Source organism: Roseobacter sinensis (genome assembly GCF_025755255.1).
Lineage (GTDB): Bacteria > Pseudomonadota > Alphaproteobacteria > Rhodobacterales > Rhodobacteraceae > Roseobacter > Roseobacter sinensis.
This window is the reverse complement of the sequence record NZ_JALIEB010000002.1, coordinates 391,059-415,918: the sequence shown is the minus strand read 5'-3', so window position 1 is coordinate 415,918 and position 24,860 is coordinate 391,059. Positions and strand designations below refer to the sequence as shown.

The following is a 24,860-nucleotide window of genomic DNA, read 5'->3' as shown; positions in this document are numbered from 1 at the left end:
ATCGCTCCTAGATGCCCTTACCGCATCAACTCCACCAACCACAACGCGCTAAGCGGCGACATCGCGACGAAGATCCAGATCGCCAGCAGCGAGAAGAGGTAATACGTTGAGTACTTCAGCAACCGGAAATAGGGAACCCCTGTCACACCGGAAGCCACATAGAGGTTCAGACCGTAGGGCGGCGTGATGAACCCGATGGACGCGCCGACGAGGAAGATCACAGAGAAGTGGATGGGATCGACCCCGACGGACGCCGCGATCGGTGCAAGGATCGGCGCCAGAATGATGGTGACGGGAAGCGACTCCAACACCATGCCGGAGACGAACACGATCACCATCGCAGTCGCAAGAACTGCGTAGTAGCCACCCATCGAGATCACGAAATCGCCGATAACCTGTTGTGCCCCCAGAAGCGACAGGATCTGTTGCATCACCACCGAAATGGCAATCAGCGGCGCGAGGATCCCGGTGATCTGGGCCGACCGCACCACGATGCTGGGGATCTCCGGGATCGTGAAGCCATCGACCAGCAGCATCTCGCCCCAGCCCTTGTTCTGCCACTCCTTGTCGTCTGTGATGTGGAAGAGATGGCTGAGCGCCCAACTCACAAGACCGGCGATGACGCAGAAGCCCACGGTCACACCCGCCGCTTCGGTGGGCGAGAACTTGCCGGTGTAGATGCCCCAGAGCACCAGACCAATGGCGAAGAAGCCCAACCACGCGCCAAGACCAGTCTTCAGCACGCGTGCGATCTGAAGCGGGATGAGGAACCCCCAACCATTGGCCCGGCAGATGACCCAGCAGGCGAACTGCATGGCGAACACCATAAGCGCTCCGGGTAGGATACCGGCAATGAAGAGCTCGGAGATCGGAAGGTTCATCAGGAAGCCGTAGACGATGAAGATGATCGACGGCGGTATGATGATCCCGACCGTACCGCCCGCGGCGGCGGTGGCCGCCGAGAAGCGCTCGTCATAACCGCCCTTGACCATCTCGGGGTGCAGCATCGAACCGATGGTCGCGGTGGTGGCCGAGTTCGACCCCGAGATCGCTGCGAAGAGCCCGCAGGCGCCCAAGGAGGCCATCGCCAGACCGCCGCGCAGCCAGCCGAGACAGGCGTAGGCAAAATTCGACAATCGTCGCGCGATCCCCGACTTGTTGATCAGGTCGCCCGTCAGGATGAAGAGCGGCATGGCGAGCAGGGCAAAGCCCTTGTTGAAGACGTTCATGAGCTCGGAGCCCATGTTGTCGAGCGTGAGCCCCAGCACGAAGGAGCAGCCGATCACCCAGTAGGCGATGACCAGCAGCACCGGCACCCCGAGCATGAAGAGGCCGGTGACGCCCAGCGAGATGAGCGTGATGAGTGTACCGTCGGCCATTATGCATCCCCCCCGATAACGGCTTGTTCGATCAAGGGCTCGCCCGACCGGAATTTGCGCATGTCGTCCATGATGTTCTGCATGGCGCGCCCGGCCATGAGGACGGCTGCGGCCGGTGCCGTGGCGAGGAACCACCACTGCATCGTGTTATCCGTGCCCAGAACGATCTGGAAGTTCGAGGCCGAGTTGGCCGTGAGCCGGAAGGTCGTCACGAAGAGGATCAGGGCGAAGCCGAACCACAAGAAGAAATCGAGCCACAGACAGACGATCTGGCCGCCTGCGGGCATCTTGGTCCGGAACTCGGAAAAGCTCAGGTGCGTCCGCAACCGGATGTTATAGGAGGCCCCGAACCAGGCCATGATCATGAAGAGGAACGGCGGGATCGTCGTCGACCAGGGTTGCTGGTTGTTGAATATGAACCGGTCGATCACACCCCAGAAGATGATGAAGGCGATGGCCAGGTAAGAATAGACCATGATCGTGCGCTCCAGGTGCCGTTCGACAAAGGGCACTGTGCGATAGATCAGTGAGACGATGTATCCGCCGACGATCAGGGCGATCGTCCCAAGATACCACGCCGCGTTCGAGCGAAGCGCTCCGGAAATCTCGAAGCTGTCTCGCGACGCAAGCGCCGACAGAATCGTTCCCATCTCAGATAGAATAGACAAACCTCGTTCCTCCCAAAAAAGGTTTGATCCGCGGGGCCGGCCCGCCACGCGCGCGGTGTGATCACCGCCGGTGGCCTGGGTCAGGCAGGTCGCGGAAAAAAGGGCCGGCCCCCGCGAGGGGACCGGCCGCGAGACAGTGCTACGCGGCTTATGCCTTCCACCAGCGACGCGGCTCGACGTTTTCGGCCAGCGTGTGGGGGTTGTTACGGACTTCGTTGTAGATGTCCTGGTATGTGTCGATGCCACCGGCCCAGCCGTTGATCCGCTCGCGCCACTGCTCCCAGAGCTGCGGCTGGAACTCGGGCGAGCACATCTCTTCGGCTTTCTTGCGCTCTTCGTCCGACAGCATCGCCATGCGCACGTTGTTCTCGGCAAAGATCGTGCCGGGCAACTGCGGATCGGTTGCACCAACCGTGTTCACGAGGGCCGCTTCGTTGGCCGCCTGCACGTGCACCTGCGCCAGATATGCCGACTCCATGACCGCGTCCTGCAATTCGCCGCCCAGCCCGTCAAAGACAGACGCCGACATCGCGGTGTGCTCGGTGCCGCAGAAGAAGCGCAGATCGACCGACTGGCTGACGACGGGCGACATGTTGGCGTAAGCCACGGCCGAGGCCCAGGTCTCGGCCCCGTCGATCAGGCCCTGCTTGAGACCGTCGAGCGTTTCTTCCCAGGCGATCGGCACCGGGTTCAGGCCGAGCGCCTGCATTGCGATCCGGCCCAGCTGGGTGCCCGTTACGCGGTTCTTGGTGCCATTCAGCGTTTCGATGTTGGTCACGAGATCACGATCCTGCCAGGCGAGGCCCAACTGGATGCCGCGCAGCTCGGCGTGGCTGAAGAGGAACTTCAAGCCGTGACGCTTCTCGAAAGGCTCGCGCAGGATGCGCTGAGATTCCGGGCTGTACATAAAGTAGTATTGATCGGCCCGCGTCCGGAACATGTAGGCGTAGTCGAGCACGTTCAGATAGGGCGCGCCGCCCGCGGAGTTCTGCGTTGACGCCGCATACATGTCGACGATGCCTTGCTGTGTCTTCTCGACACAGGAGAGCTGGTTGCAGATCTGGTTGTTGCCGATGAATTCGACGCGAATCTCGCCATCGGTGCGGCTTTCCAGGTCACGTGCGAACTCCAGAACGCCGGCCCGCTCGATCAGCAGGTTTTGCGGGTTGAAGCCGGCAGCACCCATCTTGAGGGTGAACTTCGGTTCATTTGCGAACCGTTTTTCGTAGCTCGATTCAGCGGCTTGAGCCAGGTTCGACAGGCTCATCGCGCCGCCGAACGTGCCCGCGGCCAGCAGCGTCGAGCTGAGACCATAGCGGCCTGCAACTCGGAAGAGATCCCGCCGCGACAGGTGTTTGATATTGTTCTGAACTTTCATGACTTCCTCCCTGAATGTCATTTATTGAGACTAGCAGTCCCAAAAAACACTAGTATGTTTCCTTCTTTTTGCATAGAGTTTTTTTCGCAGCATCTTGGGAGGTGGAAGTGGAAGCTGATTTTATCGTCGTCGGTGCCGGCTCTGCCGGATGCGTGCTGGCCAATCGGCTCAGCGCGGATCCGAAGAACAAGGTGATCCTGCTCGAAGCGGGCGGGCGGGACTTGAACCCTTGGATTCACATCCCCGTTGGCTACTTCAAGACAATCCACAACCCGTCCGTCGACTGGTGCTACAAAACCGAGCCGGATCCGGGCCTCAATGGACGCTCCATCGAGTGGCCGCGCGGCAAGGTTTTGGGTGGGTCTTCCTCCCTGAACGGCCTCCTCTACGTTCGCGGTCAACCCCAAGACTACGACCGTTGGCGGCAAATGGGCAATAGCGGATGGGGGTGGGACGACGTTTTACCTCTCTTCAAACGGGCCGAGAACAACGAACGCGGCGCCGATGAGTATCATGGCGATCAGGGGCCGCTCTCGGTGTCGAACATGCGGATTCAACGGCCGATCACCGATGCCTGGGTCGCCGCGGCACAGGCGGCGGGGTACAAGTTCAACCCCGATTACAACGGCGCGGATCAGGAAGGCGTCGGCTTTTTCCAACTGACCGCGCGCAACGGGCGGCGCTGCAGTTCTGCCGTGGCCTATCTCAATCCGGTGAAGAAGCGGCCCAACTTGCGGATCATCACCCATGCGCAGGTCGACAAGATCGAAATCACCGAGGGCCGCGCCACTGGCGTGACCTACGCGGACCGCGGCGGCAACCCGCAGACCATCACGGCGCGGCGCGAGATCGTGCTCTGCGGCGGGGCGATCAACTCGCCTCAACTGCTGATGCTGTCGGGCATCGGCGAGGCAGAACAGCTCGCCGAGCATGGGATCGAAGTGAAGAAAGACCTCAAGGGCGTGGGCAAGAACATGCAGGATCACCTGCAGGCCCGACTGGTCTACAAGTGCAACGAGCCCACGCTGAACGACGAGGTCTCCAGCCTCTTCGGTCAGGCCAAGATCGGGCTGAAATACCTGATGTTCCGTGCCGGACCGATGACGATGGCGGCGAGCCTGGCCACGGGCTTCCTGAAAACCCGCGAAGACGTGGAGACGCCGGACATCCAGTTCCATGTGCAGCCCCTTTCGGCTGAAAACCCGGGAAAAGGCGCCGACAAGTTTTCGGCCTTCACGATGTCCGTCTGCCAGCTGCGCCCGGAAAGCAAGGGCGAGATCCGCCTCAACTCGGCACGTCCACGGGATTATCCCAAGATCATCCCGAACTATCTCTCGACCGAAACGGACTGCCGGACCATCGTTGCAGGGGTCAACATCGCGCGCAAGATCGCGCGGCATGCGCCGCTGACCTCCAAGATTTCAGAAGAGTTCCGGCCCCATGCGAGCCTCGATATGGACGACTACGAGGCCACACTGGATTGGACGCGCAGCAACACCGCATCGATCTATCACCCGACGGGCACCTGCAAGATGGGCTCGGATGCGGATGCGGTGGTGGACGCTGAGTTGAAGGTGCATGGGATCCAAGGGTTGCGCGTGGCCGACTGCTCGATCATGCCCGAGATCGTCTCGGGCAACACCAATGCGCCCGCGATCATGATCGGGGAGAAGGCGTCGGATCTTATGCTGGCCTCCTGAGAGTTCACAAAACTGATACAAATTCGTCATGTCTCTGTGTCTTGAGTCTGCGCCTTTGCGCGCACCTCAAGACCACGGAGCTTTTCAATGACGAGACACTTGCTGCTGACCAGCACGCTTTTGGCGACTGCTGCGATGACGCCTGCCTTTGCAGAGATGAATTTCAACCGCATCGCGTCCTTCCCGGTGACGTCGAATTTCGATGGCACGGCACCTGACGAGACCTCGGCGGAAATCATCGACGTGACGGGGGACGGCATGACCCTGGTCTATACCGACAGCCCCGCCGGTGTGATCGGTGTGATCGACATCACCAACCCGGCGGTGCCGGCCCCCAAGGGCACCTTGGCCGTCGATGGTGAGCCTACTGCTGTCTCGATCATCGGCAATACCGCCTTTGTGGGCGTGAACACCTCCGAGAGCTACACCGCGCCTTCCGGTTTCGTGAAGGCGGTGAACCTCGATGACATGAGCATCACCGCGACCTGCGACTTGGGTGGTCAGCCGGACAGCACCGCGCGGGCCACGGACGGCTCCTTCATCGCCATTGCCATCGAGAATGAGCGTGACGAAGACCTCGGTGAAGGTCGCGTGCCGCAGATGCCGGCGGGCGATCTGGTGATGATCGACGTGGCTGAGGGCACGCTTGACTGCGGCACCCTGCGCCGGGCGACGCTCACCGGGCTCGCCGAGGTTGCGGGTGACGACCCTGAGCCCGAATTCGTCGATATCAACGGGCGCGGCGAGGTTGTGGTGACCCTGCAGGAGAACAACCACATCGCCGTGGTGGCGAAAGACGGCAGCCTTGTGTCGCATTTCTCGGCGGGCGCTGTTGATCTGGAGGACATCGACACGACGGACGAGCGCGCGGCCCTGATCTTCGATCAGAGCCAGCCGCGGCGTGTCCGTGAGCCCGACGGGGTGCAGTGGATCGATGATAATCACTTCGCCATCGCCAACGAAGGCGACATGGATGGCGGTGCCCGGGGCATGACCATCTTCCACAAGGACGGCACGCTGGTCTGGGAGAGCGGCGCCACGCTCGAACATGCGATTGTTCAGATTGGCCACTATCCGGACAAACGCTCGGACGCAAAGGGGGTTGAGCCCGAGGGCATGGAGTTCGGCGTCTTCGGCGACACGCCTTACGTGTTCGTCATGGCCGAGCGTGCGTCCGTGGTTGCCGTTTATGATGTAAGTGATCCCGCAGCGCCGGTTCTGAAACAGCTCCTGCCGTCGGGCATCTCCCCGGAAGGCGCAGTGGCGATCCCCGAGCGCGGGCTGCTGGCCACGGCGAACGAGTTCGACGGGCTGGAGGATGGGGCGGCCCGTGCGCATGTGATGCTCTATCAATATGCCGAAGCGCCCGCCGCCTATCCGCATCTGACCTCCGAGGGCATGGATACGCTCACCGGTTGGGGCGCACTTTCGGGCATGGTCGCGGATGCCGAGGGTGTGATCTACGCGGTGTCCGACAGTTTCTATGGCTACCAGCCGCGCATCTTCAAGATCGACCCCACCGAAACACCGGCCCGGATTGTCGAGGCGATTGACGTGACCCGCAATGGCATGCCCGCACAGAAGCTCGACATGGAAGGCATCACACTCGACGGCGAGGGCGGCTTCTGGGTGGCCTCCGAAGGCCGGACCGACCGGGTGATCCCGCATGCGCTCTACCATGTGGGCGCAGACGGTCAGATCGAGGATGAGATCGGCCTTCCGCCCGAGTTGATGGCCGTCGAGAGCCGCTTTGGGTTCGAAGGCATCACCAAGGTTGGCGATACCCTTTGGATGCCCGTGCAGCGCGAGTGGAAGGACGACCCGAAAGACCACGTGAAGCTCGTGGCCTACAATCTCGAGACGGAGGCGTGGGGCGCCGTGCTTTATCCCAAAGCGGCGGCAGACAAGGGCTGGGTTGGTCTCAGCGACATGACGGTCTACGGAGACAACATCTATATCGTGGAGCGTGACAACCAGCATGGGCTCGAGGCGGTGACGAAGAAGATCTACGCGGTGCCGCTCTCCGAGATGACCCCCGCCGCTCTCGGATCAGAGCTGCCGGTGGTCACCAAGACGCTTGTACGAGACCTGATCCCGGACCTGACATCGACGGGCGGTTACGTGCTGGACAAGGTCGAGGGACTGGCGATCACCCCTGATGGCACGGGCTGGGTCTCCACCGACAATGACGGCGTCGATGATCACTCCGGCGAAACCATGTTCTTCAGCATCGGGCCGGTTGAAAAATAATCTCGCCCAATCCCAATGCATTGCGCGGCGCAGCACCTCATTTGAGGGTGGCGCCGTCAGACTCTGCATGACAGGGGCCCGACCGGCCCGGTAACCTGATGGCAGAGAATCAGGCGGGCCGGGGGGCGGTATGAAATACGAGACCATTACTGAAACGAAGGTGGCACACAGTGTCCTCGGTCTCGATGAAAAGGATGTCGCCGCCTTCGTCTGGGACCGCGTGAAGGACCGATCGCTGAGCAAGCTGATGGCGGACCTCAATCGCGATATGCTGTCCGGCACCGAACGTGAGCGCCAAGACGCCGAACGCGCGCTGAGCCGTCTGGGTTTTCTTTGATTGCCAAGGCGTGACCCATGGCGCGGGGTGCACTTTGTCCGACGCGATTGAGGTTGCCTGCGCAGTCTGAATTTTCTTTGGTTTTCAGCGTCTTGGGGCGGTTATGGCAGCATCTGATCGTGTCGGTTTCGTGCGACCAATTTCGAACGCGTAGCATCGCGGCATCGACGCCTCGCACACGCAGACTGACCAGATAGATGCGGAAGAGCGGTGTCTCCCCGTCCAACACCCATCACGCCATTGGGCTCGACAGGGCATGTGGTGTTGGAAACGTGCTGCTGAGGGGATCGTTTCTGCGATCCACGGCAGAGAGAGAGGCAACAGCTTTGGGATAGTTCGCCTGGCGCATCCAGCATGAGCGTCACCCGGTCACCGGCAAACCATGTCGGCCGCTACTCCACCGGTATCCCCTCCAGATCGGCATTCACGTCGACCGAGCGCAGGATCGGCCCACTTTCTGCGATGCGCAGCAGCCCCGCTTGCGTCGTTGAGGCGCGTTGGGCAGTCAGCCGCCTCCAGACCCGGGCGTAATCCGCGACACCACAGGCCAGCAGCGCCGCGGCTAAGGAAGACCGGTCTAGCAGCTGCTCCGGCAACTCCGCGAGCCGTGCCGCGGGACAATACGCTGTGATGGCACCGCCTGTGCCTCGGCCGCCTTATCGTTGTGCGCTGGGGCCTGGTGCTCAAAATCTCCTTGGTGAGCAAGCGGCCTGCCTCTGTGATGTTCTGGTGAAACCGCAGGCGCTTGCCGATGGGATAGTCGGCGGGCGCGCCGGTCACGAAGGCGGCTGCGCCACGCCGAGAGACCACGAGACCCTGGCTCGCCATGTGCGACACCGTGTGGCGCAGGGTGTGGCGGTGCACACCAAAGCGCTGTGCCGGGCGCGGCCCGATCTGCACCGTGTCAGACGTGTAATCACGCGGCCCGGTGTGGCGGGCGGTGAGGCGTTCTGCGGCATCGATCTGGCGGAGTTCGAAGGGCAGCGCCCGGCGGGTGGGTTTCTGCTCGCCTGGCGCGCGCATGATCTGCACTATGGCATTCCGCGCAGCGGTCTCGGCGTCCGGAAGGGTAGGCAGGATGCGCTTGCGAACCTATCGCGCGGGGTGTTGCAGAAGACGCAGGCGGCAGCGCCCCAGGGTGCTGGCCGGCCGGCTTGCCGCGCGGGCGCGCGAAACGGTGGCGGGCATCACAAAGCGGCTGGCGCGGGAGGCCGCGGAACTGCCTGAGAGCCTCCAGGTGACCTATGTGCCGAGTGATCGCCCCCTCGAAGATACTGTCGCTGAGATCGAGGCACTTTACTTCCCGGAGAGGCTGTAGCGATGCAGCTCTTCGAACATCTCTCCGTCGCGTTCACCCACCAGCGTCAGGCTGTCGACGACAAAAGGTCTCGGGGGCACGTCGTCGAAATGGGCATTCGCGTCGGCCAGCACCTTGCCGACCATCTCGCGCGGCATCGGACCCGTGAGTGTCATGTGGAACCTGAACGCCTCCATGACATAGGGATAGCCCCAGCGTGCGAGGTTCTCCTCCTGCACCGGCGTCAGCCTCGACTGGCGCCGCCGGGCAAGCTCGGCGTCTGTTGGCGGCGCGCGAAAGCAGTCGAGCTCCTTGACCACCGTGGCTGCAAGCTGCGCCAGATCGCGCACATCACCTGTGGGGGTCAGCGCGATGAACGAGCCGATCTGCGACAGGGTCAGACCGTCCAGAGCCACAGGCGCAAGCCGGGTGCTGAGCCTCTCCATCGCGTCCATCAGATCGGCCCGGCTGCGGCCGTCCGCCAAGCGAAACGGCGGCTTGATCGTGCCGTGAAAGCCATACTTGCGTGGCCGCCGGGTGACACTGTCGTCCGGGTGGCCCGCGGCGATACCGGCTGCGATGTCCCAGCCGAGCCAGGTCGCTCCGGCTTCGGCGAAGGCTCCGGGGCGGGGTGTGAAATAGACCCCGTATCTCGTATGGCCCATGCCGCAACCCCTTCCCGTTCGTCACCGTTTTCTCAACCCAGGTTAACACGCCCATGACATCCCGGACCATCTTCGCCAATGCCAAAATTGTCCTGCCGGGCGAGGTGATCGGTCGCAGCGAGACGATCGAAGACGGCCTGATCGCCGCCGTGGGTGCGGGCCGAACGACTGCTGCCGATGCCATCCGCGTCGGCTCCATCGTAGACAAGTCACCCAGCCGCTTCCCGCGGTATGCGCGCAGACTGGCCGATGAGATCGAGGCGATGCGCAAGCGCTGTGCGCTCGGGATCAGCCACCATCCGCACCTGCGCGCCGATCTGATCCGGTTTCGCGTGCTCGGCGAGGCACCGGTCGTGCGCTGGGTGTGGTCGACCGGGGCAAGGGTCAGCCAGGGCGCAGCACGACGGCGCCAGACCGGACCTCTGAGTCGCCTGGCCGACGCGCCGGGCAAGGCCGCCGACCCGCGCATTCCGCTTGCACATCCGGGCGCGCTCTGGCCTGATCCGCGCAATCAGACGAGAGGGCAGATCATGCGCGCAATGCAAGTCACCGAACTGGGAAAACCGCTGCGTTTGCAGGATATCCCGGCGCCCGAACCCGGACCGGGCGAGGTGCAGGTGAAGGTGCATACCTGTGGGCTGAACTTCGGGGATTTGCTTGTGATCAAGGGAACCTATCAGGAAAAGCCTCAGCTTCCCGCAACCCTCGGGATGGAGCTTTGCGGTACGATCACGGCGCTGGGCGAAGGCGTGACCGGGTTTTCCGAAGGCCAGCGGATCGCTGCCTATTGCGGTTTTGGGGCGCTTGCAGACTATGCCGCTATCCCGGCGAATGTCTGTGTGCCGATCCCCGACGCGATGACCGCCGAGGACGCTGCGGCTTTCCTGATCACCTATGGCACCAGCCACGTGGCGCTGGACTACAAGGCGCATTTGCAACCGGGCGAGCGGCTGTTGGTGCTGGGGGCCTCGGGCGGTGTCGGGCTCACCGCCGTGGAGCTGGGCAAGCAGATGGGCGCAGAGGTCATCGCAGTGGCACGCGGCGCAGAGAAGCTCAAGGTTGCCAAATCGATGGGCGCCGATCACCTGATCGATTCCGAGACAGATGATATCCGCAGCCTTGTCAAGGAGTTGGGTGGGGCGGATGTGGTTTACGACCCTATCGGCGGTGACCAGTTCAAGGCAGCCCTACGCGCCTGCAATCCGGAGGCGCGGCTGATCCCTCTGGGCTTTGCCAGCGGCGAGGTGCCGCAGATCCCCGCCAATCACCTGCTGGTGAAGAACCTCACGGTGATCGGCTTCTACTGGGGTGGCTACACGCGGGTGAACCCCAAGGTGCTGACAGACAGCTTCAAGGTGCTGACGGCTTGGTACGTGCAGGGCAAGATCAAGCCGCATGTAAGCCACGTGCTGCCGCTGGAGGAGGCGAACGACGCTCTCGACCTGCTGCGGACCCGCAAGGCGACGGGCAAGGTGGTCGTCAAGATCAGCGCGTTCGACGGTTGAGCACAGGCGTGGGTCTGCGGTGCACCGACAAGCGCGCGGGGCGATCGAAGAACGCAGTCGTTGGAAATGATGATCCCGTTGGGACGACGTCGGCACCACGGGCCACCGAAAATTCGCCGGCGCGCATGCGCGTTCCTCGGGCGTCTTGTGGCGCGCGTGCAGGCTGTTTCCGGCGACCCTGCCAGTGAGGCGCGATTTGTGCGACGCAGCTGCCGCTTGGACGAGCTTGCGGAACGGCCGCTATGAACGTGTTGGCGTCGGACTGACGAGAAGCAATGCGCCAAACAGGCACATCATACCCCCCGATATGCGCTGAAGCATGGGAAGTCGGCCGGACGCGAATGTGGATGCGACCCGTCCAAGACCGGCGTAGGCGAGAATCGCGACGGCTTCCATTGCAAGAAACGCAGCCCCCAGCAGCGCGTAGCTCTGCCAATAGGCTTCGACCGCGACGAACTGGGGGAAGAAGGCAGCGAAAATCAAAATGGCTTTGGGGTTGCTCATCGCCACAAGCGCTTCCGCTGCAAAAGCACGCCGGAGCGTGGTGACGCGCCCATCAATAGCCCGTGGGTCCAAGGCCTTGGCGCTTCGCCAGAGTGAGATGCCCAACCAGATGAGATAGATCGCTCCAACGACTTTCACGACATTGAAGACCGTCGCCGATGCCGTCAGCACCAGACCCAGGCCCAAGGCGCTGAGCACGATCATGGGCACAAAAACGATGAGCCTGCCGACGGCGGCCTGTCCGGCAAAAACAACGCCCTTCTTCGCTCCGTGTGTCATCGACAGAAGGTTGTTTGGTCCGAACGCGAGGTTCAGCGCAAAACAGGCGGGGATGAAGATCAACCAGTCAATCACGGGTGCACCTCAGTGAACTTTGGCCGCGGGCCGCAAGGCTCGGCGGACTGTCGCGGCAATGTGCGGCAAAAGCAAGATGTGGTTCGAACCGGACCATCGGGCCGTTTCATCGGCGCATCACGGCGGTGCGGGCGACGATGCGCGCTTTCTGACGTTCCCGCAGGAAGACGAAGAGGCCCGAGCCGAGGATCAGCGCGATTCCGGCCCAGACCTCCCAGGCGGGCAATTCCGCGAAGATCAGCCAGCCCCAGAAGACGGCGAGCGGCAGGCCCACGTATTCAAAGGGCGCCACCGTGGCGGCATCGGCCATGCGGTAGGCCTGGCTGAGGCAGTAGCCGATCACGGCGACGTTGAAGCCGAGTGCCAGCATCACCCACCAATCGCCCTGCGCCGGCCAGACCCAGGGCCGGAACAGGAACTGAATCGAAGGGTTTTCGACCCCTTCGGCAAAGCGCCCGTCGCCGGCCACGAGGTAGAACCCCACAGAGACCACGATGAAGACCGCCTGGATATAGACAGCGAGGGCCGAGGCCTTGCTCTCGACCCCGAGCTTTCGGGTCATCAGCTGGTTGAGGGCATAGGTCAGCGCCGAGAGCACCGGCAACAGCAGCACGATGCGCGAGGCATCGAGGCTTTCGGTATCGGCCCAGGGGCGCTGCATGATCACCACGCCGGCAAAGCCCACCACAACGGCACTCATCCGGACGACGCCCACCTTCTCGCCCAGGAACGGGATGCTGAGCACCGTGATGAAAAGCGGCGCTGCGAAGAAGAGTGCTGTGGCGTCGGCCAGCGGGATGGCGGCCAGGGCCACGAAATAGCTCATGTTCGCCACCACGATCAGCAGCCCCCGAATGAGGTGCAGCACAGGCCGCCGGGTCTTGAGGATCCGCCAGCCGCCCTCGACCTGCACCATCATCAGCGAGAACATGATCCCGATGCCGGAGCGCAAAAACACGATCTGATGCAGCGGGTAGCCGCCCGAGAGCTGCTTGATCAGCATGTCGTTGATCGAGATCGCGACCATGCCTGCTATGACGAAGGCAATGCCGAGGCTGGCGCGATTCTGGGGGAGGGTGGTCATGGCTCTGGTGGTATCAGCCCAAGGCGCGCTGTCGAGCCCGGAAGCGACATCGGTGAAATCGGATTGGCGCATGGGCGGTCGGCGCGTTAAGACGGGCGAAGGACAGACCGGAGGAGCCGCCCCATGCAGATGTCAGATACCCGCCAGATTGCCGCCAGCCCCGCGCAGGTCTATGCCGCGCTGCTCAGCCCGGAGGTGCTCGAAGCCTGCGTGCCGGGTGCGCAGCAGGTGACGGGCTCGCCCGAAGAGGGGTTCGAAGCGACGGTGGTGCAGAAGGTCGGCCCGGTGAAGGCGACCTTCAAGGGCGCGGTCACCTTGTCGGACATGGTGGAAAATGAATCGCTGACCATTTCGGGCGAAGGAAAGGGCGGTGCCGCAGGTTTTGCCAAGGGCGGTGCCGAGGTGCGCATGACCGCGAAGGACGGCGGTACGGAGCTCAGCTATGACGTCGAGGCCAAGGTCGGTGGCAAGCTGGCACAGCTCGGCAGCCGGATCATCGACGGCTTCGCCAAGAAGATGGCGGATCAGTTCTTCTCCAACCTCCAGGCGGTCTTGGAAGGCCCGGCCGAGGCGGGCGAGGCGCCCGCCGATGACGCGCCCGCAGAGGAGAAGCGCAACTGGCTGAAGCGGCTGACCGGAAAGGGGTAAACCTGCAGGGTAGGTCGGCTTCTGAACGGGGCGCCACGGATTGCGATGTGGCGCACAGAGGGCGGCGTTGAGTGTGCGTCTGCGCGCTGTTAACCTCGCAGGCCGCAGCCTAGGGTGCGCGGCGTGACGTGAAAGGGGCTGAGGCATGGCGGTCATTCTCGATATCAGAGACTTGCGCAAGTCCTATTCGGATGGGTTCGAGGCGCTGAAAGGTGTCGACTTGCAGATCGAGCAGGGCGAAATCCTGGCGCTGCTGGGGCCTAACGGGGCAGGTAAGACCACGCTGATCTCGACGGTCTGCGGGATCACGCAAGCCACCTCGGGGCAGGTCAGCGTGGGCGGACACGACATCGTGACCGCCTTCCGGGCGGCGCGTGCCATGATCGGGCTGGTGCCGCAGGAGATCAATCTTGAGCCCTTCGAGAAGGTCATAAATACCGTGCAGTTTTCGCGCGGGCTCTTCGGCAAGCCGCGCGACGACGCGGCGATCGAGCGGATCCTGCGGCAACTGTCGCTCTGGGACAAGAAGGACAACCAGATCCGTGCGCTGTCGGGCGGCATGAAGCGCCGGGTGCTGATAGCGAAGGCGCTCAGCCATGAGCCCCGGCTGCTGTTCCTCGACGAGCCCACCGCCGGTGTCGATGTGGAGCTGCGCAAGGACATGTGGGAGATCGTGCAGGGCCTGAAGGCGGATGGGGTGACCATCGTGCTGACGACGCACTACATCGAGGAAGCGGAGGCGATTGCGGACCGCGTGGGCGTGATCGCCAAGGGCGAGCTGCTTCTGGTCGAGGAAAAGGCGAGCCTGATGGCGCGCATGGGTCAGAAGCAGCTTGATGTGCAGCTGTCCGAGCCGCTGGAGACGGTGCCAGAGGCGCTGTCGAAGTACGATCTGACGCTCTGTGACGCGGGCTGCACGCTGACCTACGCCTATGACACGCGGGCCGAGCGCACCGGTATCACGAAGCTCTTGCAGGATGTCTCGGCGGCCGGGTTGGTGTTGCGGGACGTGGTCACGCGGCAAAGCAGCCTTGAGGACATCTTCGTGGGCCTGGTGCATGACGACAAGGGGGATACGGCATGAACTGGTCGGCGATCCGTGCGATTTACGTCTTTGAGATGGCCCGGTTTTTTCGCACGCTGGCGCAGAGCTTCCTCTCGCCGGTGCTGTCGACCTCGCTCTATTTCGTGGTCTTCGGCGCGGCCATCGGCAGTCGGATCCAGGAGATCGAGGGTGTGAGCTACGGCGCCTTCATCGTGCCGGGGCTGATCATGCTCTCGGTGATCACGCAGGCGATTTCCAACGCGTCTTTCGGCATCTACTTCCCGAAATTCATTGGTACGATCTACGAGCTGCTCTCGGCGCCGGTGAATTTCCTCGAGATCGTCGCGGGCTATGTGGGTGCTGCGGCCACCAAAGCCCTCTTCATCGGGGTGATCATCCTCATTACGGCGTTCTTCTTCGTCGATGTGACCATCCAGCACCCGCTCGCCATGATCGCTTTCCTGCTGCTCACCTGCCTAAGCTTCGCGCTTCTCGGGTTCATCATCGGCATCTGGGCGGGCAGTTTCGAGCAGCTCCAGCTGGTACCGCTGCTGGTGGTGACACCGCTCGTGTTCCTTGGCGGCGCGTTCTATTCGATCTCGATGCTGCCGCCTGTCTGGCAGACGATCTCCTACTTCAACCCCGTGGTCTACCTCATTTCGGGCTTCCGCTGGTCGTTCTTTGGGTCGGCGGACGTGCCAATTGCGGTGTCGCTTCTGGCGATCACAGGCTTCACCGCAGCCTGCCTGCTGGTGATCGGCTGGATCTTCAAGACGGGCTGGCGCATTCGGCAATAAAGCCGCAGGGGAAATCCTTCTCGCCTGCCTCCTTGTTTGCGGGGGGGTGCCATTCTACATGGGGTCTCATGAAACGCTGGATCCCCTTTATGAAATCCGACCCGACGGTTGCTGTGATCCGGCTGTCGGGGATGATTGCCGCCTCCGGGCGGGCGACGCTGAATGACGCAACCCTCGCGCCCATCATTGAAAAAGCCTTCACCCGCGGCAAGCCCGCAGCAGTGGCGCTGGAGGTGAACTCGCCCGGCGGCAGCCCGGTGCAGAGCTCGCTGATCGGGGGGCGGATCCGGCGGCTGGCCGAGGAAAAAGAGATCCCCGTGATCGCCTTTGTCGAGGATGTGGCCGCCTCGGGAGGCTATTGGCTGGCTGCAGCAGCAGATGAGATCTATGCCGATGACAGCTCGGTCGTGGGCTCGATCGGGGTCATCTCGGCCTCCTTTGGCGCACATGAGTTCCTGGTGAAGAACGGGATCGAGCGGCGCGTCTATACTGCGGGCAAGTCGAAATCCATGCTCGACCCCTTCCGCCCGGAAAACCCCGAGGACGTGGCGCGGCTGAAGGAGATCCTCGAGGACATCCACGTCAACTTCAAGGATCATGTGAGCGCGCGACGCCAAGGCAAACTGCCCGAGGACCGTGACCTCTTTACCGGCGAGATCTGGCTGGCCCGCAAGGCGACCGATCTGGGGCTGATCGACGGCATCGGCCACCTGAAGCCGATGATGCAGGAGCGCTTCGGCGAGAAGGTCAAGTTCCGCCGCTACGGCGTGCGCAGACCGTTTCTTGCACGGTTTGGGGCGCAGATGGTGGGCGATGCCCTGCACGGTCTGGAAGAGCGCGCCGCCTACGCGCAGTTCGGACTGTAGACTTCATGATCCTGAAGATTGTCACCCTGTTCCTGATCGTCATGGGCGTCTTGGCGATGTTCGGCAAGCTGCATTGGCTGGGTGGCAAGCGGCTTTCAAACGCCAAATGTCGGGCCTGCGGACGCTACCGGATCGGGAAGGGCCCGTGCCCCTGTGGCAAGGATGATCGCGCATGATCCTGCCGTGGGTTCTCTGCGGCTTTGGGTTGGTGCTGCTGCTTCTGGCGGGGGACGCGCTGGTCAAAGGGGCGGTGAACATGTCGCTGCGGCTGGGGGTGCCGGCGCTGATCGTCAGCCTCACGATCGTGGCTTTCGGGACTTCGGCGCCAGAGCTCTTGATTTCGGTACAGGCGATCCTCGACGATGCGCCGGGGCTGGCGCTGGGCAATGTGGTGGGCTCGAACACCGCGAATATCCTGCTGGTGCTGGGCGTGCCCGCGCTGCTGGCCACGATGCACACCGCAGAATGCAACACGCGCAAGACCTACAACCTGATGCTTGCAGCAAGCGTGCTGTTCATCGCGCTCGCCTTCCGGGGCGTCTTCGACTGGGTTGCCGGCAGCGTGCTGCTTGCAGGTTTGGCGCTGATGCTGCTGGATGCATTCCGCGATGCGCACCGGCACCGGCAGGCCTGCAAGAGCGCGCCCGAGGAAGAGCCCGAGGGGGCCGATCCGGACCTGCCCTGGTGGCGTATCCTGCTGCTTCTGCTGCTGGGGCTGGCGGGCTTGCCGCTGGGCGCGAACCTGCTGGTGGAGAACGCCACGATCATCGCCAAGACTTATGGCGTCTCGGACACGGTGATCGGCCTCACGCTTGTGGCCATCGGCACCTCCCTGCCGGAACTCGCGACAACGGTGATGGCGGCCCTGCGACGGCAGGCCGATGTGGCCCTGGGCAATGTGATCGGCTCGAACATGTTCAACCTGCTGGCCATCATCGGGATAGCGAGCTTCGTCGGGCCGATCCCGGTGGATCGTGAGTTTCTGACCTTCGATCTCTGGGTCATGCTTGGCGCCTCTGTTCTTTTGCTGCCCTTCGTCTATCTCTCTTGGAACATCACGCGGGTCTGGGGTGTGATCCTGAGTGGCCTCTACCTGGCCTATCTGGCGATCGTGCTCAGCTAGCGGACAACCGAGGGGGGATCTATGCCGACAGCTCTGGTGACAGGCGCCGGGCACCGCATTGGGCGCGCGATGGCGCTCTATCTTGCGGCGCGCGGGTATGACGTGGCGGTGCATTATGCGTCGTCCGTCGCGGGGGCCGAGGAGACGGTTGCGGCTGTCGAAGCCGCAGGCGCGCGTGCGGTGGCGCTGCAGGCGGATCTGCTGGAGGATGCCGCGACGGAAGCGCTGTTCGACCGGGCGGTCGAGGCGCTCGGCGGGCCTATCAGCTGCCTGGTGAACAACGCCTCGATCTTCGAGTACGACACGGTCGAGAGCGCGACGCGGCAGAGCTGGGACCGGCACATGCAGAGCAACCTGCGCGCGCCCTTCATCCTGACCCAGAAGATGGCCGCCCAGCGTCTCTTCCCGCAGACAGATGCCGCGCAGGAGCCGCAGGCGGCAGCGCTGATCGTGAACATGATCGACCAGAGGGTGCGCAAGCTGACACCGGAATTCATGACCTACACGCTCGCCAAGATGGGGCTTTGGGCGCTCACGCAGACCGCGGCCCAGGCGCTGGCGCCCGCGATCCGGGTGAATGCGATTGGCCCGGGCCCGACGCTGCAAGGGGGGCGGCAGTCCGCCGAACACTTTGCCAAGCAGCGTGCGGCAACGGTGCTGGAACGGGGCTCGAACCCGGCCGACATGACGGCGGCGCTGGGGTACTTCCTCGATGCGCCGGCGGTCACCGGGCAGCTTCTCTGTGTGGACGGCGGACAGCATCTGGCTTGGCAAACACCGGATGTCCTCGGCGTCGAATAGACGGTCTGACCGGCAAGTTTTGCACCGGCTTAAGGAGTGTTACAAATCCGTTACTAAAATGTCTTTGTTTTCAAAAACTTGCGCTGCGCAGAAGAAAATATCAAATGAAAACAGTGGCTTGGATATGTGCCTAATTATTGGGCAAACTGTAGAAATCCCGCTAAGGAAAAGGAAAAATTCGGGTGCCCGGAAGTTATCGGCAGAGTTATCCACATGATCCGTGGACAGGTTCGCCCTTGCAGTCGCTTCAACTCCGGTGCAGCCGCCGCTAAGAATCATACCTATGGTTATGTCAGGCCCAGATCAGACTCAGCCCAAGGATGTGGCGACCGGTCACGAGGTGATCCAGAGTTATCTCAAGACGCTCGACACCTCGCCGGGTGTGTACCGGATGCTCGATGCGCAGGCGCGGGTGCTCTACGTGGGCAAGGCACGCAATCTGCGGGCGCGGGTCAGCAACTACGGCCGGCCCGCGGGGCACAGCCCACGGATCGCGCGGATGATTTCGATGACCGCGTCGATGATGTTCCTGACCACGCGGACAGAGACCGAAGCGCTGCTGCTGGAGCAGAACCTGATCAAGCAGTTGAAGCCGAAGTTCAACGTGCTCTTGCGCGACGACAAGAGCTTTCCGAATATTCTGGTGACGGCGGATCATGACTTTCCGCAGATCAAGAAGCATCGCGGCGCGAAGAAGGAAAAGGGCGCCTACTACGGGCCCTTTGCCTCTGCCGGTGCGGTGAACCGGACGCTCAATCAGCTGCAGCGCGTCTTCCTGCTGCGGGACTGTTCCAACGCGATGTTCGAAAGCCGCACGCGGCCTTGTCTGCAGTATCAGATCAAGCGCTGCTCGGCGCCTTGCGTCGGCAAGATCAGCGCGGAGGAGTATCGCCGCTCGGTCAAGGATGCCGAGACCTTCCTGACGGGCAAGACCACGGACATTCAGGCGCGTCTGGCGGCTGAGATGGGAGCCGCGTCGGAGGCGATGGAGTTCGAACGGGCTGCTGCCCTGCGCGACCGGATCAAGGCCTTGACCCAGGTGCAGACGGCGCAGGGCATCAACCCGCAGAGCGTGGCGGAAGCGGATATCATCGCGCTGCACATGGACAGCGGGCAGGCCTGCGTGCAGGTCTTCTTCATCCGCGCGAACCAGAACTGGGGCAACAAGGATTACTATCCGCGGGTCGGACCGGATGTGGATGCGGCGGAGGTGCTGGAGGCCTTTGTGGGCCAATTCTACGATACGCGCGAGCCGCCGCGGCAGCTGATCCTTAGCAATGAGATCGAGAACCCGGACCTGATGGCCGAGGCGCTGAGTGGCAAGCTGGGCCGGAAGGTCGAGCTGCTGGTGCCGAAGCGCGGCGAAAAGGCGGAGCTGATTGATTCCGCCCTACGCAATGCCCGAGAAAGCCTCGCGCGGAAGATGGCCGAGACCGCGACGCAGGCCCGGCTGATGCGCGGGGTGGCGGAGGCCTTCGACCTGAAGGCGCCGCCCGAGCGGATCGAGGTCTATGACAACTCGCACATTCAGGGTGCCTTCGCAGTTGGTGCGATGATCGTGGCCGGACCCGAGGGGTTTCTCAAAAACCAGTACCGCAAGTTCAACATCCGGGGTGACGAGCTGACACCTGGTGACGATTTCGGGATGATGAAGGAGGTGCTGACCCGACGCTTCAAGCGGCTGATCAAGGAGGACCCGGAGCGCACGGAAGGGCACTGGCCAGATCTTCTGCTGATCGACGGGGGTGCGGGGCAGGTAAGCGCCGTGCGCGAGATCATGGAGGCGCATGGGGTGGGCGACATCCCCATGGTGGGCGTCGCCAAGGGGATCGATCGGGATGCGGGCAAGGAAGAGTTCTATCGCACAGGCAAGCAGCCCTTTGCGTTGCGGCACAATGATCCGGTCCTGTACTTCATTCAACGGATGCGGGATGAGGCACATCGCTTCGCGATTGGCACCCATCGCGCGAAGCGGGCGAAATCGGTGGGTGCGACGCCTCTGGACGACGTGCCGGGCGTGGGAGCCGCACGCAAACGCGCGCTGCTGGCGCATTTCGGCTCGGCCAAGGCGGTCGCGCGGGCCAATCTGAGTGATCTGAAAGCGGTGGAAGGCGTTTCGGGCGCGCTGGCCGAGAAGATCTATGATTTCTTCCACGAGCGCGGCTGAGTCTTCGATTGGCTTTTCTGCGAAAAGCCGATGCCTCCGGCGGGGATATTTGAGGCCAGAAGAAGCGCAGGGCGCTTTGCCGGACGATCTCGCTTCGGCGGGATGGCGCCCCGGATCTGTTGTCGCTTTCACCCGCATGGGCCGCGTTGTAGGGTAAACCCATGACGCTGACTTTGCCGAATATTCTGACGATTGTCAGGCTTGCGGCCGCGCCGATGGTCGCGGTGATGTTTCTCTACTTCACCCGGCCTTACGCGGATTGGTTTGCCCTCGTGCTCTTCGTCTTGGCGGCGGTCACCGACTGGTTCGACGGCTATCTGGCGCGCGCCTGGAAGCAGGAGACCAAGCTGGGGGCGATGCTCGATCCGATCGCCGACAAGGCGATGGTGGTCATCGCGCTCATGGTGATTGTCGGGTTTTCTGACGTCTACTGGACGCCCTGGCTGGTGCTGCCCGCAACGGTGATCCTGTTCCGGGAGGTCTTCGTGTCGGGGTTGCGGGAGTTCCTCGGCGACACCGCCGGGACGCTGAAGGTGACCCGGCTGGCGAAGTGGAAGACGACGGCGCAGATGGTGGCGATTGCGGTCCTGTTCTCCCGCGGGATCTTCGAGCATCATCTGGTCATGAACAGCTATGGGATGGATCCTGAGTTGATCGCCGAGGTGATGGGCGGTGAGGTCGAGGATGTGAATGGCTTGCGGACCTACTACCACGCCATGGTATGGTCCGGGCGGGTTGGCTTGTGGATGTTGTGGATTGCGGCGGCGCTGACGCTGATCTCGGGGTATGATTACTTCCGGAAATCCACACCCTATCTGAAGGATGAACTGGGATGAACGTGTTGTATTTCGCCTGGGTGCGCGAGCGGATTGGACTGCCGCGCGAAGAGGTGCAGAGCGAGGCCGCCACGGTCTCGGAGCTGGTCGACGAGTTGGTGGCGCGGGAAGCGCGCTATGCGGCGGCTTTCGCCGACCGTTCGGCGCTGCGCGTGGCCATTGACCAGGAGTTGAGCGACTTCGACGCCCCACTGGCCGGGGTGCGGGAGGTTGCTTTCTTCCCGCCCATGACCGGGGGCTGAGACGCATGCGCATCGTTGTGCAAGACGCGCCCTTCGATCTCGGGGCGGAAACAGCGCAGTTCGCCGCCGGGCACAGCAATATGGGCGCCGTGGTCACCTTCACCGGCGTGGTGCGCGACAGCGATGCAGGATCGCTCGAGGTGATGGAGATCGAACACTACCCCGGCATGACCGAGCGCGCCTTGACTGCAATTGCCGAAGAGGCGCAGCAGCGCTGGTCTTTGGGTGATGTGCTTGTCATTCATCGCTACGGGAGCCTGACGCACGGAGAGATGATCATGATGGTTGCAACCGCAGCGCGCCACCGCAAGGATGCCTTCGAGGCCGCCGAATTCCTGATGGATTTTCTGAAGTCTCGCGCCCCCTTCTGGAAGCGTGAGGTCACAGCCCACGGCGCGGATTGGGTTGCCGCAAAAGCGGAGGATGAGGATGCACTTGGCCGCTGGTAAGCGGTTTGACGTGCATCAAGGCGGGATGTGATCACGCGGTCTAGGGTCTCTCTCGAACCCGAAACACGAGAGAGAGGAGAGATGGGCGATGTTCAAGAAAATCACGGTGGGCTTCGATGGCTCGGAACCGTCGGAGAATGCACTGCGGATGGCCTGTGACCTTGCGGAGAAATACGGCTCGGAAGTCCATGTCTCGCATACGCCGAAAGCCGAAACGGTGGCCTTCGCGCTCGGTGCGGTTGCGGGCTATCACGTGGCCACGACCATGCCCTCGGCTGACGAGGTGGCCGAAGCCGCACAGAAAGTGATCGCCCAGGCCCGCGCCATCGCAAGCAATGCCGGGGTCAAGCAGCCCATCGCGCATGTGGGCGACGGTGAACCGGCGCAGGCCCTTCTGGACTATGCCAAGGAGATCGGGTCGGACCTGATCGTGACGGGGCGACGGGGGCTTGGCAACCTGTCGGGACTTGTCTTGGGCAGCACGTCACAGCAGGTGGCCCACACCGCGCGCTGTGCACATCTGACGGTGACCTGATGCTCAGGCGATCGGCGCGCGATTGACCCGCGCGCGCAGCTCTTCGGCCTCGTGCCGCGCGTCGCGCAGCCCGTCCATGGCTGCGCGCAGTTCCGCTTCGGTCTGGGCGAGCTGATTGGTCAGCTCCGCCTCGCGCTGTTGCAGATAGGTGATCGCCTGGTCGCGGGTCTCTTCGGCCTCGTGCAGCTCTTGGCTCATCCGGTCGAGCTGGGCCACATCTTCGGCCGCCACGCGGCTGAAGCGGTGCACGAGCCAGTTGGCAAACCAGCCCAGACAGAACGCCACAAACAGAATGACTGCCGTGGCAATGACAAACTCGGTCCTACTCATCCCCGGATCCCTCCGCACCCTCAACACCTTCACCACCTTCTGTATCGCCGGATTCCACGGCGCTTTCCAGTGTTGTTTCGCCTTCAGGTTGAGAGGAGACGGGGGAAATCAGACGAAACTCGATCCGGCGGTTGGCCTCGCGGCCCGCTTCGGTGTCGTTTTCGGCGATGGGTTGTGTTTCGCCGTAGCCTTTCGCCACGAAGGTGCTGGTCAGGACGCGGCGCGCGCGCAATTCATTGAGAACTGATTCTGCGCGGGCCTGGCTGAGCGCGAGGTTCATTTCCTCGCGCCCCTGGCTGTCGGTGTGGCCCTGCACTTCGAGGCGCAGATCGCCGCAGTCGCGCAGCACCTGAGCGATCATATCCATCGTGTTGAGTGCACTGTCGTCGATGGTGGCGCTGCCGGGTTCGAAGACGATCTTGGAGGCGGCGACGATCTGGCCAAGGTCGGCCTCGCACTCCTCGGGAGTGGGCAGGGCGGCTATGGGGTCGAGCGCTTCGACATAGGCGACGTCGATGTCGTAGGGGCTGTCCTGGCCCAGTTTGCTGGCCATGAACTGGGCGACCATCGCGCGCGCCCCGCGGTTGCCCGACTGGCCGGTGAGACGGATCGTCTCCGGGGTGACGGTCACCGTCCCGTTGGCCAGATAGGCCAGCGCCTGGATGCCGGTCAACACCCGCGCCGACCAGTCGGCAGGCAGGTCGTCGACCACGCGGGCGGCGGTATAGACGTTTTCGGACCCGAACTTCGCGCGCGCGAAGCTGTCGGTGACCTCGCGCATCTTCTCATCGGGCAGTCGGCCGCGCAGCTGCACCTGACCCTCGGGGCTGAGCGTGGCCACGAATTCGGCTGGACCGGCGGAGGGCGCGGGCGTCTCGGGCAGTACGGGCGTGAGCGCGAAGACCTCCGGCAGCCCGGTCTCGAGCTCGCCTGTCACCCGGTCGAAGAGCCGCTGATCGGTGCCTTCGGCGGCCACCAGCGTCACATCGGCGTTGGAGAAGGTGACGCTGCCAGCGCCAAGCTCCGCCAGCGCCGCGATGGCGGTTTCCACGGCCTCGGCCCAGCGGGGTGAGGGCACACCCATGCCGATCGTACAGGGCGCCGGGTCGCTGAGGCCCGCAGCGCGGGCGGCGGCAAGGATGCGTTCGCCGCTGGCTTCGGTATCGGCCGAGCAGGCGTCGAACCGGGCACCGTCGCCGTCCATGACGAAGCGCAGCGTGAAAGGTGTGATCACGGGCCGGGGTGCTGTGATATTGAGGGTCAGTTGCAGTGCGGGCGGTGCGGTGCGGGTGAGCTCTTTCTCGAGCGCGGCCTTGGCCTCGGTGCTGTTGGTGATCGCGGTGACCTCGACCCGGCCCGCGGTGAGCGAGATCTTGGCGCGCGGCAGGTTGCGCGTTGCGGTGATGGCGAAGGCCAGCGCATCCTCCCAGCCCTCGGGGGCAGGATAATCGGCGGTCTCCAACAGGTCGGTCACCGGCTGATCGCTCATCGCGCTGAAGCCCTCGACCATGTCGGCGCGGTCGGTGCTGTCGGGGATCAGCCCGATGATCGAGACGCCGGACGTGTTTCGCAGCACCTCGGCCGAGAAGCGCGGCGGCGCGATGGCCCGGGCGGCCTGAACCTCCATCTGATCGATGATGCGCGCGGCATCCACCACCGAACCCGCAACGCTGAGCGCGCGGAAGCGCAGGGCTTCGTTGGGCGCGGTTCCGGTCAGCAGCACCCGGAGCCCGTCGGCTTCGACCTCGGCCCAGGGCAGCGCGTTGGTATCGAGCGCGTCACGAACGCCGATCTCCGAGGAGTCCTCGACCAGCTGCACGGAAGAATTGGCCGCGACGAGCGCGGCTGCAGCGGCAGCGACAAAGGCAGCGACGGTGAGGGTGGCGGCGCGCGGCATGGA

The 24,860-nt window shown here is 63.3% G+C and carries 26 protein-coding genes; 17 read left to right on the top strand and 9 right to left on the bottom strand.

Features of this window, described 5'->3' with window-relative positions:
- Positions 1–17: 17 nt before the first annotated feature.
- From MUB52_RS04945 to MUB52_RS04935, 3 genes are all read right to left on the bottom strand, one after another.
- Positions 18–1,379: a TRAP transporter large permease gene (locus MUB52_RS04945; protein ID WP_263843084.1), complete on the bottom strand. Its 1,362-nt coding sequence runs from the start codon at positions 1,377–1,379 to the stop codon at positions 18–20.
- Positions 1,379–2,047, bottom strand: coding sequence for a TRAP transporter small permease (locus tag MUB52_RS04940; protein ID WP_263843083.1), 669 nt, complete (start codon positions 2,045–2,047; stop codon positions 1,379–1,381). The genes MUB52_RS04945 and MUB52_RS04940 overlap by 1 nt, the downstream gene beginning before the upstream one ends.
- Before the next feature lie 148 nt (positions 2,048–2,195).
- Positions 2,196–3,425: a TRAP transporter substrate-binding protein gene (locus MUB52_RS04935; protein ID WP_263843082.1), complete on the bottom strand. Its 1,230-nt coding sequence runs from the start codon at positions 3,423–3,425 to the stop codon at positions 2,196–2,198.
- A 107-nt stretch (positions 3,426–3,532) separates the two neighbouring features.
- Here MUB52_RS04935 and MUB52_RS04930 point away from each other — a divergent pair, with 107 nt between their 5' ends.
- From MUB52_RS04930 to MUB52_RS04920, 3 genes are all read left to right on the top strand, one after another.
- Positions 3,533–5,125: a GMC family oxidoreductase gene (locus MUB52_RS04930; protein ID WP_263843081.1), complete on the top strand. Its 1,593-nt coding sequence runs from the start codon at positions 3,533–3,535 to the stop codon at positions 5,123–5,125.
- 87 nt (positions 5,126–5,212) lie between these two features.
- The gene (locus tag MUB52_RS04925; RefSeq protein ID WP_263843080.1) at positions 5,213–7,375 is read left to right on the top strand and encodes an esterase-like activity of phytase family protein; all 2,163 of its coding nucleotides are present in this window, start codon (positions 5,213–5,215) and stop codon (positions 7,373–7,375) included.
- Between the two features lie 130 nt (positions 7,376–7,505).
- On the top strand, positions 7,506–7,712 hold the full coding sequence (locus MUB52_RS04920; protein WP_263843079.1) for a hypothetical protein: 207 nt from the start codon (positions 7,506–7,508) through the stop codon (positions 7,710–7,712).
- Positions 7,713–8,104: 392 nt separating this feature from the next.
- On the opposite strand, the gene MUB52_RS04915 is transcribed toward MUB52_RS04920, so the two are convergent.
- Positions 8,105–8,344: a UTRA domain-containing protein gene (locus MUB52_RS04915; RefSeq protein WP_263843151.1), complete on the bottom strand. Its 240-nt coding sequence runs from the start codon at positions 8,342–8,344 to the stop codon at positions 8,105–8,107.
- Positions 8,345–8,441: 97 nt separating this feature from the next.
- Here MUB52_RS04915 and MUB52_RS04910 point away from each other — a divergent pair, with 97 nt between their 5' ends.
- Positions 8,442–8,939 carry a nucleoside/nucleotide kinase family protein gene (locus tag MUB52_RS04910; protein WP_263843078.1) on the top strand — a complete coding sequence of 166 codons (498 nt, stop codon included), beginning with the start codon at positions 8,442–8,444 and terminating at the stop codon, positions 8,937–8,939.
- A 69-nt stretch (positions 8,940–9,008) separates the two neighbouring features.
- Here the strand turns inward: MUB52_RS04910 and MUB52_RS04905 are convergent, their stop codons facing one another.
- The gene (locus tag MUB52_RS04905; protein WP_263843077.1) at positions 9,009–9,674 is read right to left on the bottom strand and encodes a DUF1045 domain-containing protein; all 666 of its coding nucleotides are present in this window, start codon (positions 9,672–9,674) and stop codon (positions 9,009–9,011) included.
- Between the two features lie 530 nt (positions 9,675–10,204).
- Here MUB52_RS04905 and MUB52_RS04900 point away from each other — a divergent pair.
- Positions 10,205–11,179 carry an NADPH:quinone oxidoreductase family protein gene (locus tag MUB52_RS04900; protein WP_263843150.1) on the top strand — a complete coding sequence of 325 codons (975 nt, stop codon included), beginning with the start codon at positions 10,205–10,207 and terminating at the stop codon, positions 11,177–11,179.
- A gap of 240 nt (positions 11,180–11,419) precedes the next feature.
- Here MUB52_RS04900 and MUB52_RS04895 read toward each other — a convergent pair whose 3' ends face one another.
- Positions 11,420–12,037, bottom strand: a complete 618-nt coding sequence (locus tag MUB52_RS04895; RefSeq protein ID WP_263843076.1) for a LysE family translocator — start codon at positions 12,035–12,037, stop codon at positions 11,420–11,422.
- A 106-nt stretch (positions 12,038–12,143) separates the two neighbouring features.
- A complete protein-coding gene (locus MUB52_RS04890; protein ID WP_263843075.1) occupies positions 12,144–13,121 on the bottom strand; it encodes a DMT family transporter in 978 nt (325 codons plus the stop codon).
- 123 nt (positions 13,122–13,244) lie between these two features.
- On the opposite strand from MUB52_RS04890, the gene MUB52_RS04885 reads away from it, so the two are divergent.
- The 12 genes from MUB52_RS04885 (at position 13,245) to MUB52_RS04830 (ending at position 22,630) form a co-directional block, all read left to right on the top strand.
- A complete protein-coding gene (locus tag MUB52_RS04885; RefSeq protein WP_263843074.1) occupies positions 13,245–13,769 on the top strand; it encodes a CoxG family protein in 525 nt (174 codons plus the stop codon).
- A gap of 145 nt (positions 13,770–13,914) precedes the next feature.
- Positions 13,915–14,853, top strand: a complete 939-nt coding sequence (locus MUB52_RS04880) for an ABC transporter ATP-binding protein (RefSeq protein WP_263843073.1) — start codon at positions 13,915–13,917, stop codon at positions 14,851–14,853.
- Entirely contained in the window at positions 14,850–15,611 is a 762-nt protein-coding gene (locus MUB52_RS04875) for an ABC transporter permease (RefSeq protein WP_263843072.1), read from the top strand. Before MUB52_RS04880 ends, MUB52_RS04875 begins: the two co-directional genes overlap by 4 nt.
- Positions 15,612–15,679: 68 nt before the next feature.
- On the top strand, positions 15,680–16,477 hold the full coding sequence (locus MUB52_RS04870) for a S49 family peptidase (RefSeq protein WP_263843071.1): 798 nt from the start codon (positions 15,680–15,682) through the stop codon (positions 16,475–16,477).
- A 5-nt stretch (positions 16,478–16,482) separates the two neighbouring features.
- Complete coding sequence (locus tag MUB52_RS04865; RefSeq protein WP_263843070.1) at positions 16,483–16,653, top strand: hypothetical protein; 171 nt, start codon at positions 16,483–16,485, stop codon at positions 16,651–16,653.
- Positions 16,650–17,600 (top strand): calcium/sodium antiporter, encoded by a 951-nt coding sequence (locus MUB52_RS04860; protein ID WP_263843069.1) that lies wholly within the window; start codon positions 16,650–16,652, stop codon positions 17,598–17,600. Before MUB52_RS04865 ends, MUB52_RS04860 begins: the two co-directional genes overlap by 4 nt.
- A gap of 21 nt (positions 17,601–17,621) precedes the next feature.
- Entirely contained in the window at positions 17,622–18,401 is a 780-nt protein-coding gene (locus MUB52_RS04855) for an SDR family oxidoreductase (protein WP_263843068.1), read from the top strand.
- Between the two features lie 289 nt (positions 18,402–18,690).
- Positions 18,691–20,568, top strand: a complete 1,878-nt coding sequence (gene uvrC, locus MUB52_RS04850) for an excinuclease ABC subunit UvrC (RefSeq protein ID WP_263843149.1) — start codon at positions 18,691–18,693, stop codon at positions 20,566–20,568.
- A gap of 161 nt (positions 20,569–20,729) precedes the next feature.
- Entirely contained in the window at positions 20,730–21,404 is a 675-nt protein-coding gene (gene pgsA / locus MUB52_RS04845; protein WP_263843067.1) for a CDP-diacylglycerol--glycerol-3-phosphate 3-phosphatidyltransferase, read from the top strand.
- Positions 21,401–21,646: a molybdopterin converting factor subunit 1 gene (gene moaD / locus MUB52_RS04840; protein WP_263843066.1), complete on the top strand. Its 246-nt coding sequence runs from the start codon at positions 21,401–21,403 to the stop codon at positions 21,644–21,646. Before pgsA ends, moaD begins: the two co-directional genes overlap by 4 nt.
- A 5-nt stretch (positions 21,647–21,651) precedes the next feature.
- Positions 21,652–22,095, top strand: coding sequence for a molybdenum cofactor biosynthesis protein MoaE (locus MUB52_RS04835; protein WP_263843065.1), 444 nt, complete (start codon positions 21,652–21,654; stop codon positions 22,093–22,095).
- Positions 22,096–22,183: 88 nt separating this feature from the next.
- Positions 22,184–22,630 (top strand): universal stress protein, encoded by a 447-nt coding sequence (locus tag MUB52_RS04830; protein ID WP_263843064.1) that lies wholly within the window; start codon positions 22,184–22,186, stop codon positions 22,628–22,630.
- Between the two features lie 3 nt (positions 22,631–22,633).
- Here MUB52_RS04830 and MUB52_RS04825 read toward each other — a convergent pair whose 3' ends face one another.
- Complete coding sequence (locus tag MUB52_RS04825; protein WP_263843063.1) at positions 22,634–22,960, bottom strand: hypothetical protein; 327 nt, start codon at positions 22,958–22,960, stop codon at positions 22,634–22,636.
- Positions 22,953–24,857, bottom strand: coding sequence for an OmpA family protein (locus tag MUB52_RS04820; RefSeq protein ID WP_263843062.1), 1,905 nt, complete (start codon positions 24,855–24,857; stop codon positions 22,953–22,955). The genes MUB52_RS04825 and MUB52_RS04820 overlap by 8 nt, the downstream gene beginning before the upstream one ends.
- Between the last annotated feature and the right edge of the window lie 3 nt (positions 24,858–24,860).

Bases quoted from the DNA above. Each gene is read 5' to 3' on its own strand.
- MUB52_RS04860 (WP_263843069.1), top strand. From the start codon at position 16,650: ATGATCCTGCCGTGGGTTCTCTGCGGCTTTGGGTTGGTGCTGCTGCTT.
- moaD (WP_263843066.1), top strand. From the start codon at position 21,401: ATGAACGTGTTGTATTTCGCCTGGGTGCGCGAGCGGATTGGACTGCCG.
- MUB52_RS04870 (WP_263843071.1), top strand. From the start codon at position 15,680: ATGAAACGCTGGATCCCCTTTATGAAATCCGACCCGACGGTTGCTGTG.
- MUB52_RS04855 (WP_263843068.1), top strand. From the start codon at position 17,622: ATGCCGACAGCTCTGGTGACAGGCGCCGGGCACCGCATTGGGCGCGCG.
- MUB52_RS04935 (WP_263843082.1), bottom strand. From the start codon at position 3,425: ATGAAAGTTCAGAACAATATCAAACACCTGTCGCGGCGGGATCTCTTC.
- MUB52_RS04920 (WP_263843079.1), top strand. From the start codon at position 7,506: ATGAAATACGAGACCATTACTGAAACGAAGGTGGCACACAGTGTCCTC.
- MUB52_RS04885 (WP_263843074.1), top strand. From the start codon at position 13,245: ATGCAGATGTCAGATACCCGCCAGATTGCCGCCAGCCCCGCGCAGGTC.
- MUB52_RS04835 (WP_263843065.1), top strand. From the start codon at position 21,652: ATGCGCATCGTTGTGCAAGACGCGCCCTTCGATCTCGGGGCGGAAACA.
- MUB52_RS04900 (WP_263843150.1), top strand. From the start codon at position 10,205: ATGCGCGCAATGCAAGTCACCGAACTGGGAAAACCGCTGCGTTTGCAG.
- MUB52_RS04925 (WP_263843080.1), top strand. From the start codon at position 5,213: ATGACGAGACACTTGCTGCTGACCAGCACGCTTTTGGCGACTGCTGCG.
- MUB52_RS04890 (WP_263843075.1), bottom strand. From the start codon at position 13,121: ATGACCACCCTCCCCCAGAATCGCGCCAGCCTCGGCATTGCCTTCGTC.
- uvrC (WP_263843149.1), top strand. From the start codon at position 18,691: ATGTCAGGCCCAGATCAGACTCAGCCCAAGGATGTGGCGACCGGTCAC.
- pgsA (WP_263843067.1), top strand. From the start codon at position 20,730: ATGACGCTGACTTTGCCGAATATTCTGACGATTGTCAGGCTTGCGGCC.
- MUB52_RS04880 (WP_263843073.1), top strand. From the start codon at position 13,915: ATGGCGGTCATTCTCGATATCAGAGACTTGCGCAAGTCCTATTCGGAT.
- MUB52_RS04875 (WP_263843072.1), top strand. From the start codon at position 14,850: ATGAACTGGTCGGCGATCCGTGCGATTTACGTCTTTGAGATGGCCCGG.
- MUB52_RS04820 (WP_263843062.1), bottom strand. From the start codon at position 24,857: ATGCCGCGCGCCGCCACCCTCACCGTCGCTGCCTTTGTCGCTGCCGCT.
- MUB52_RS04830 (WP_263843064.1), top strand. From the start codon at position 22,184: ATGTTCAAGAAAATCACGGTGGGCTTCGATGGCTCGGAACCGTCGGAG.
- MUB52_RS04905 (WP_263843077.1), bottom strand. From the start codon at position 9,674: ATGGGCCATACGAGATACGGGGTCTATTTCACACCCCGCCCCGGAGCC.
- MUB52_RS04865 (WP_263843070.1), top strand. From the start codon at position 16,483: ATGATCCTGAAGATTGTCACCCTGTTCCTGATCGTCATGGGCGTCTTG.
- MUB52_RS04825 (WP_263843063.1), bottom strand. From the start codon at position 22,960: ATGAGTAGGACCGAGTTTGTCATTGCCACGGCAGTCATTCTGTTTGTG.
- MUB52_RS04945 (WP_263843084.1), bottom strand. From the start codon at position 1,379: ATGGCCGACGGTACACTCATCACGCTCATCTCGCTGGGCGTCACCGGC.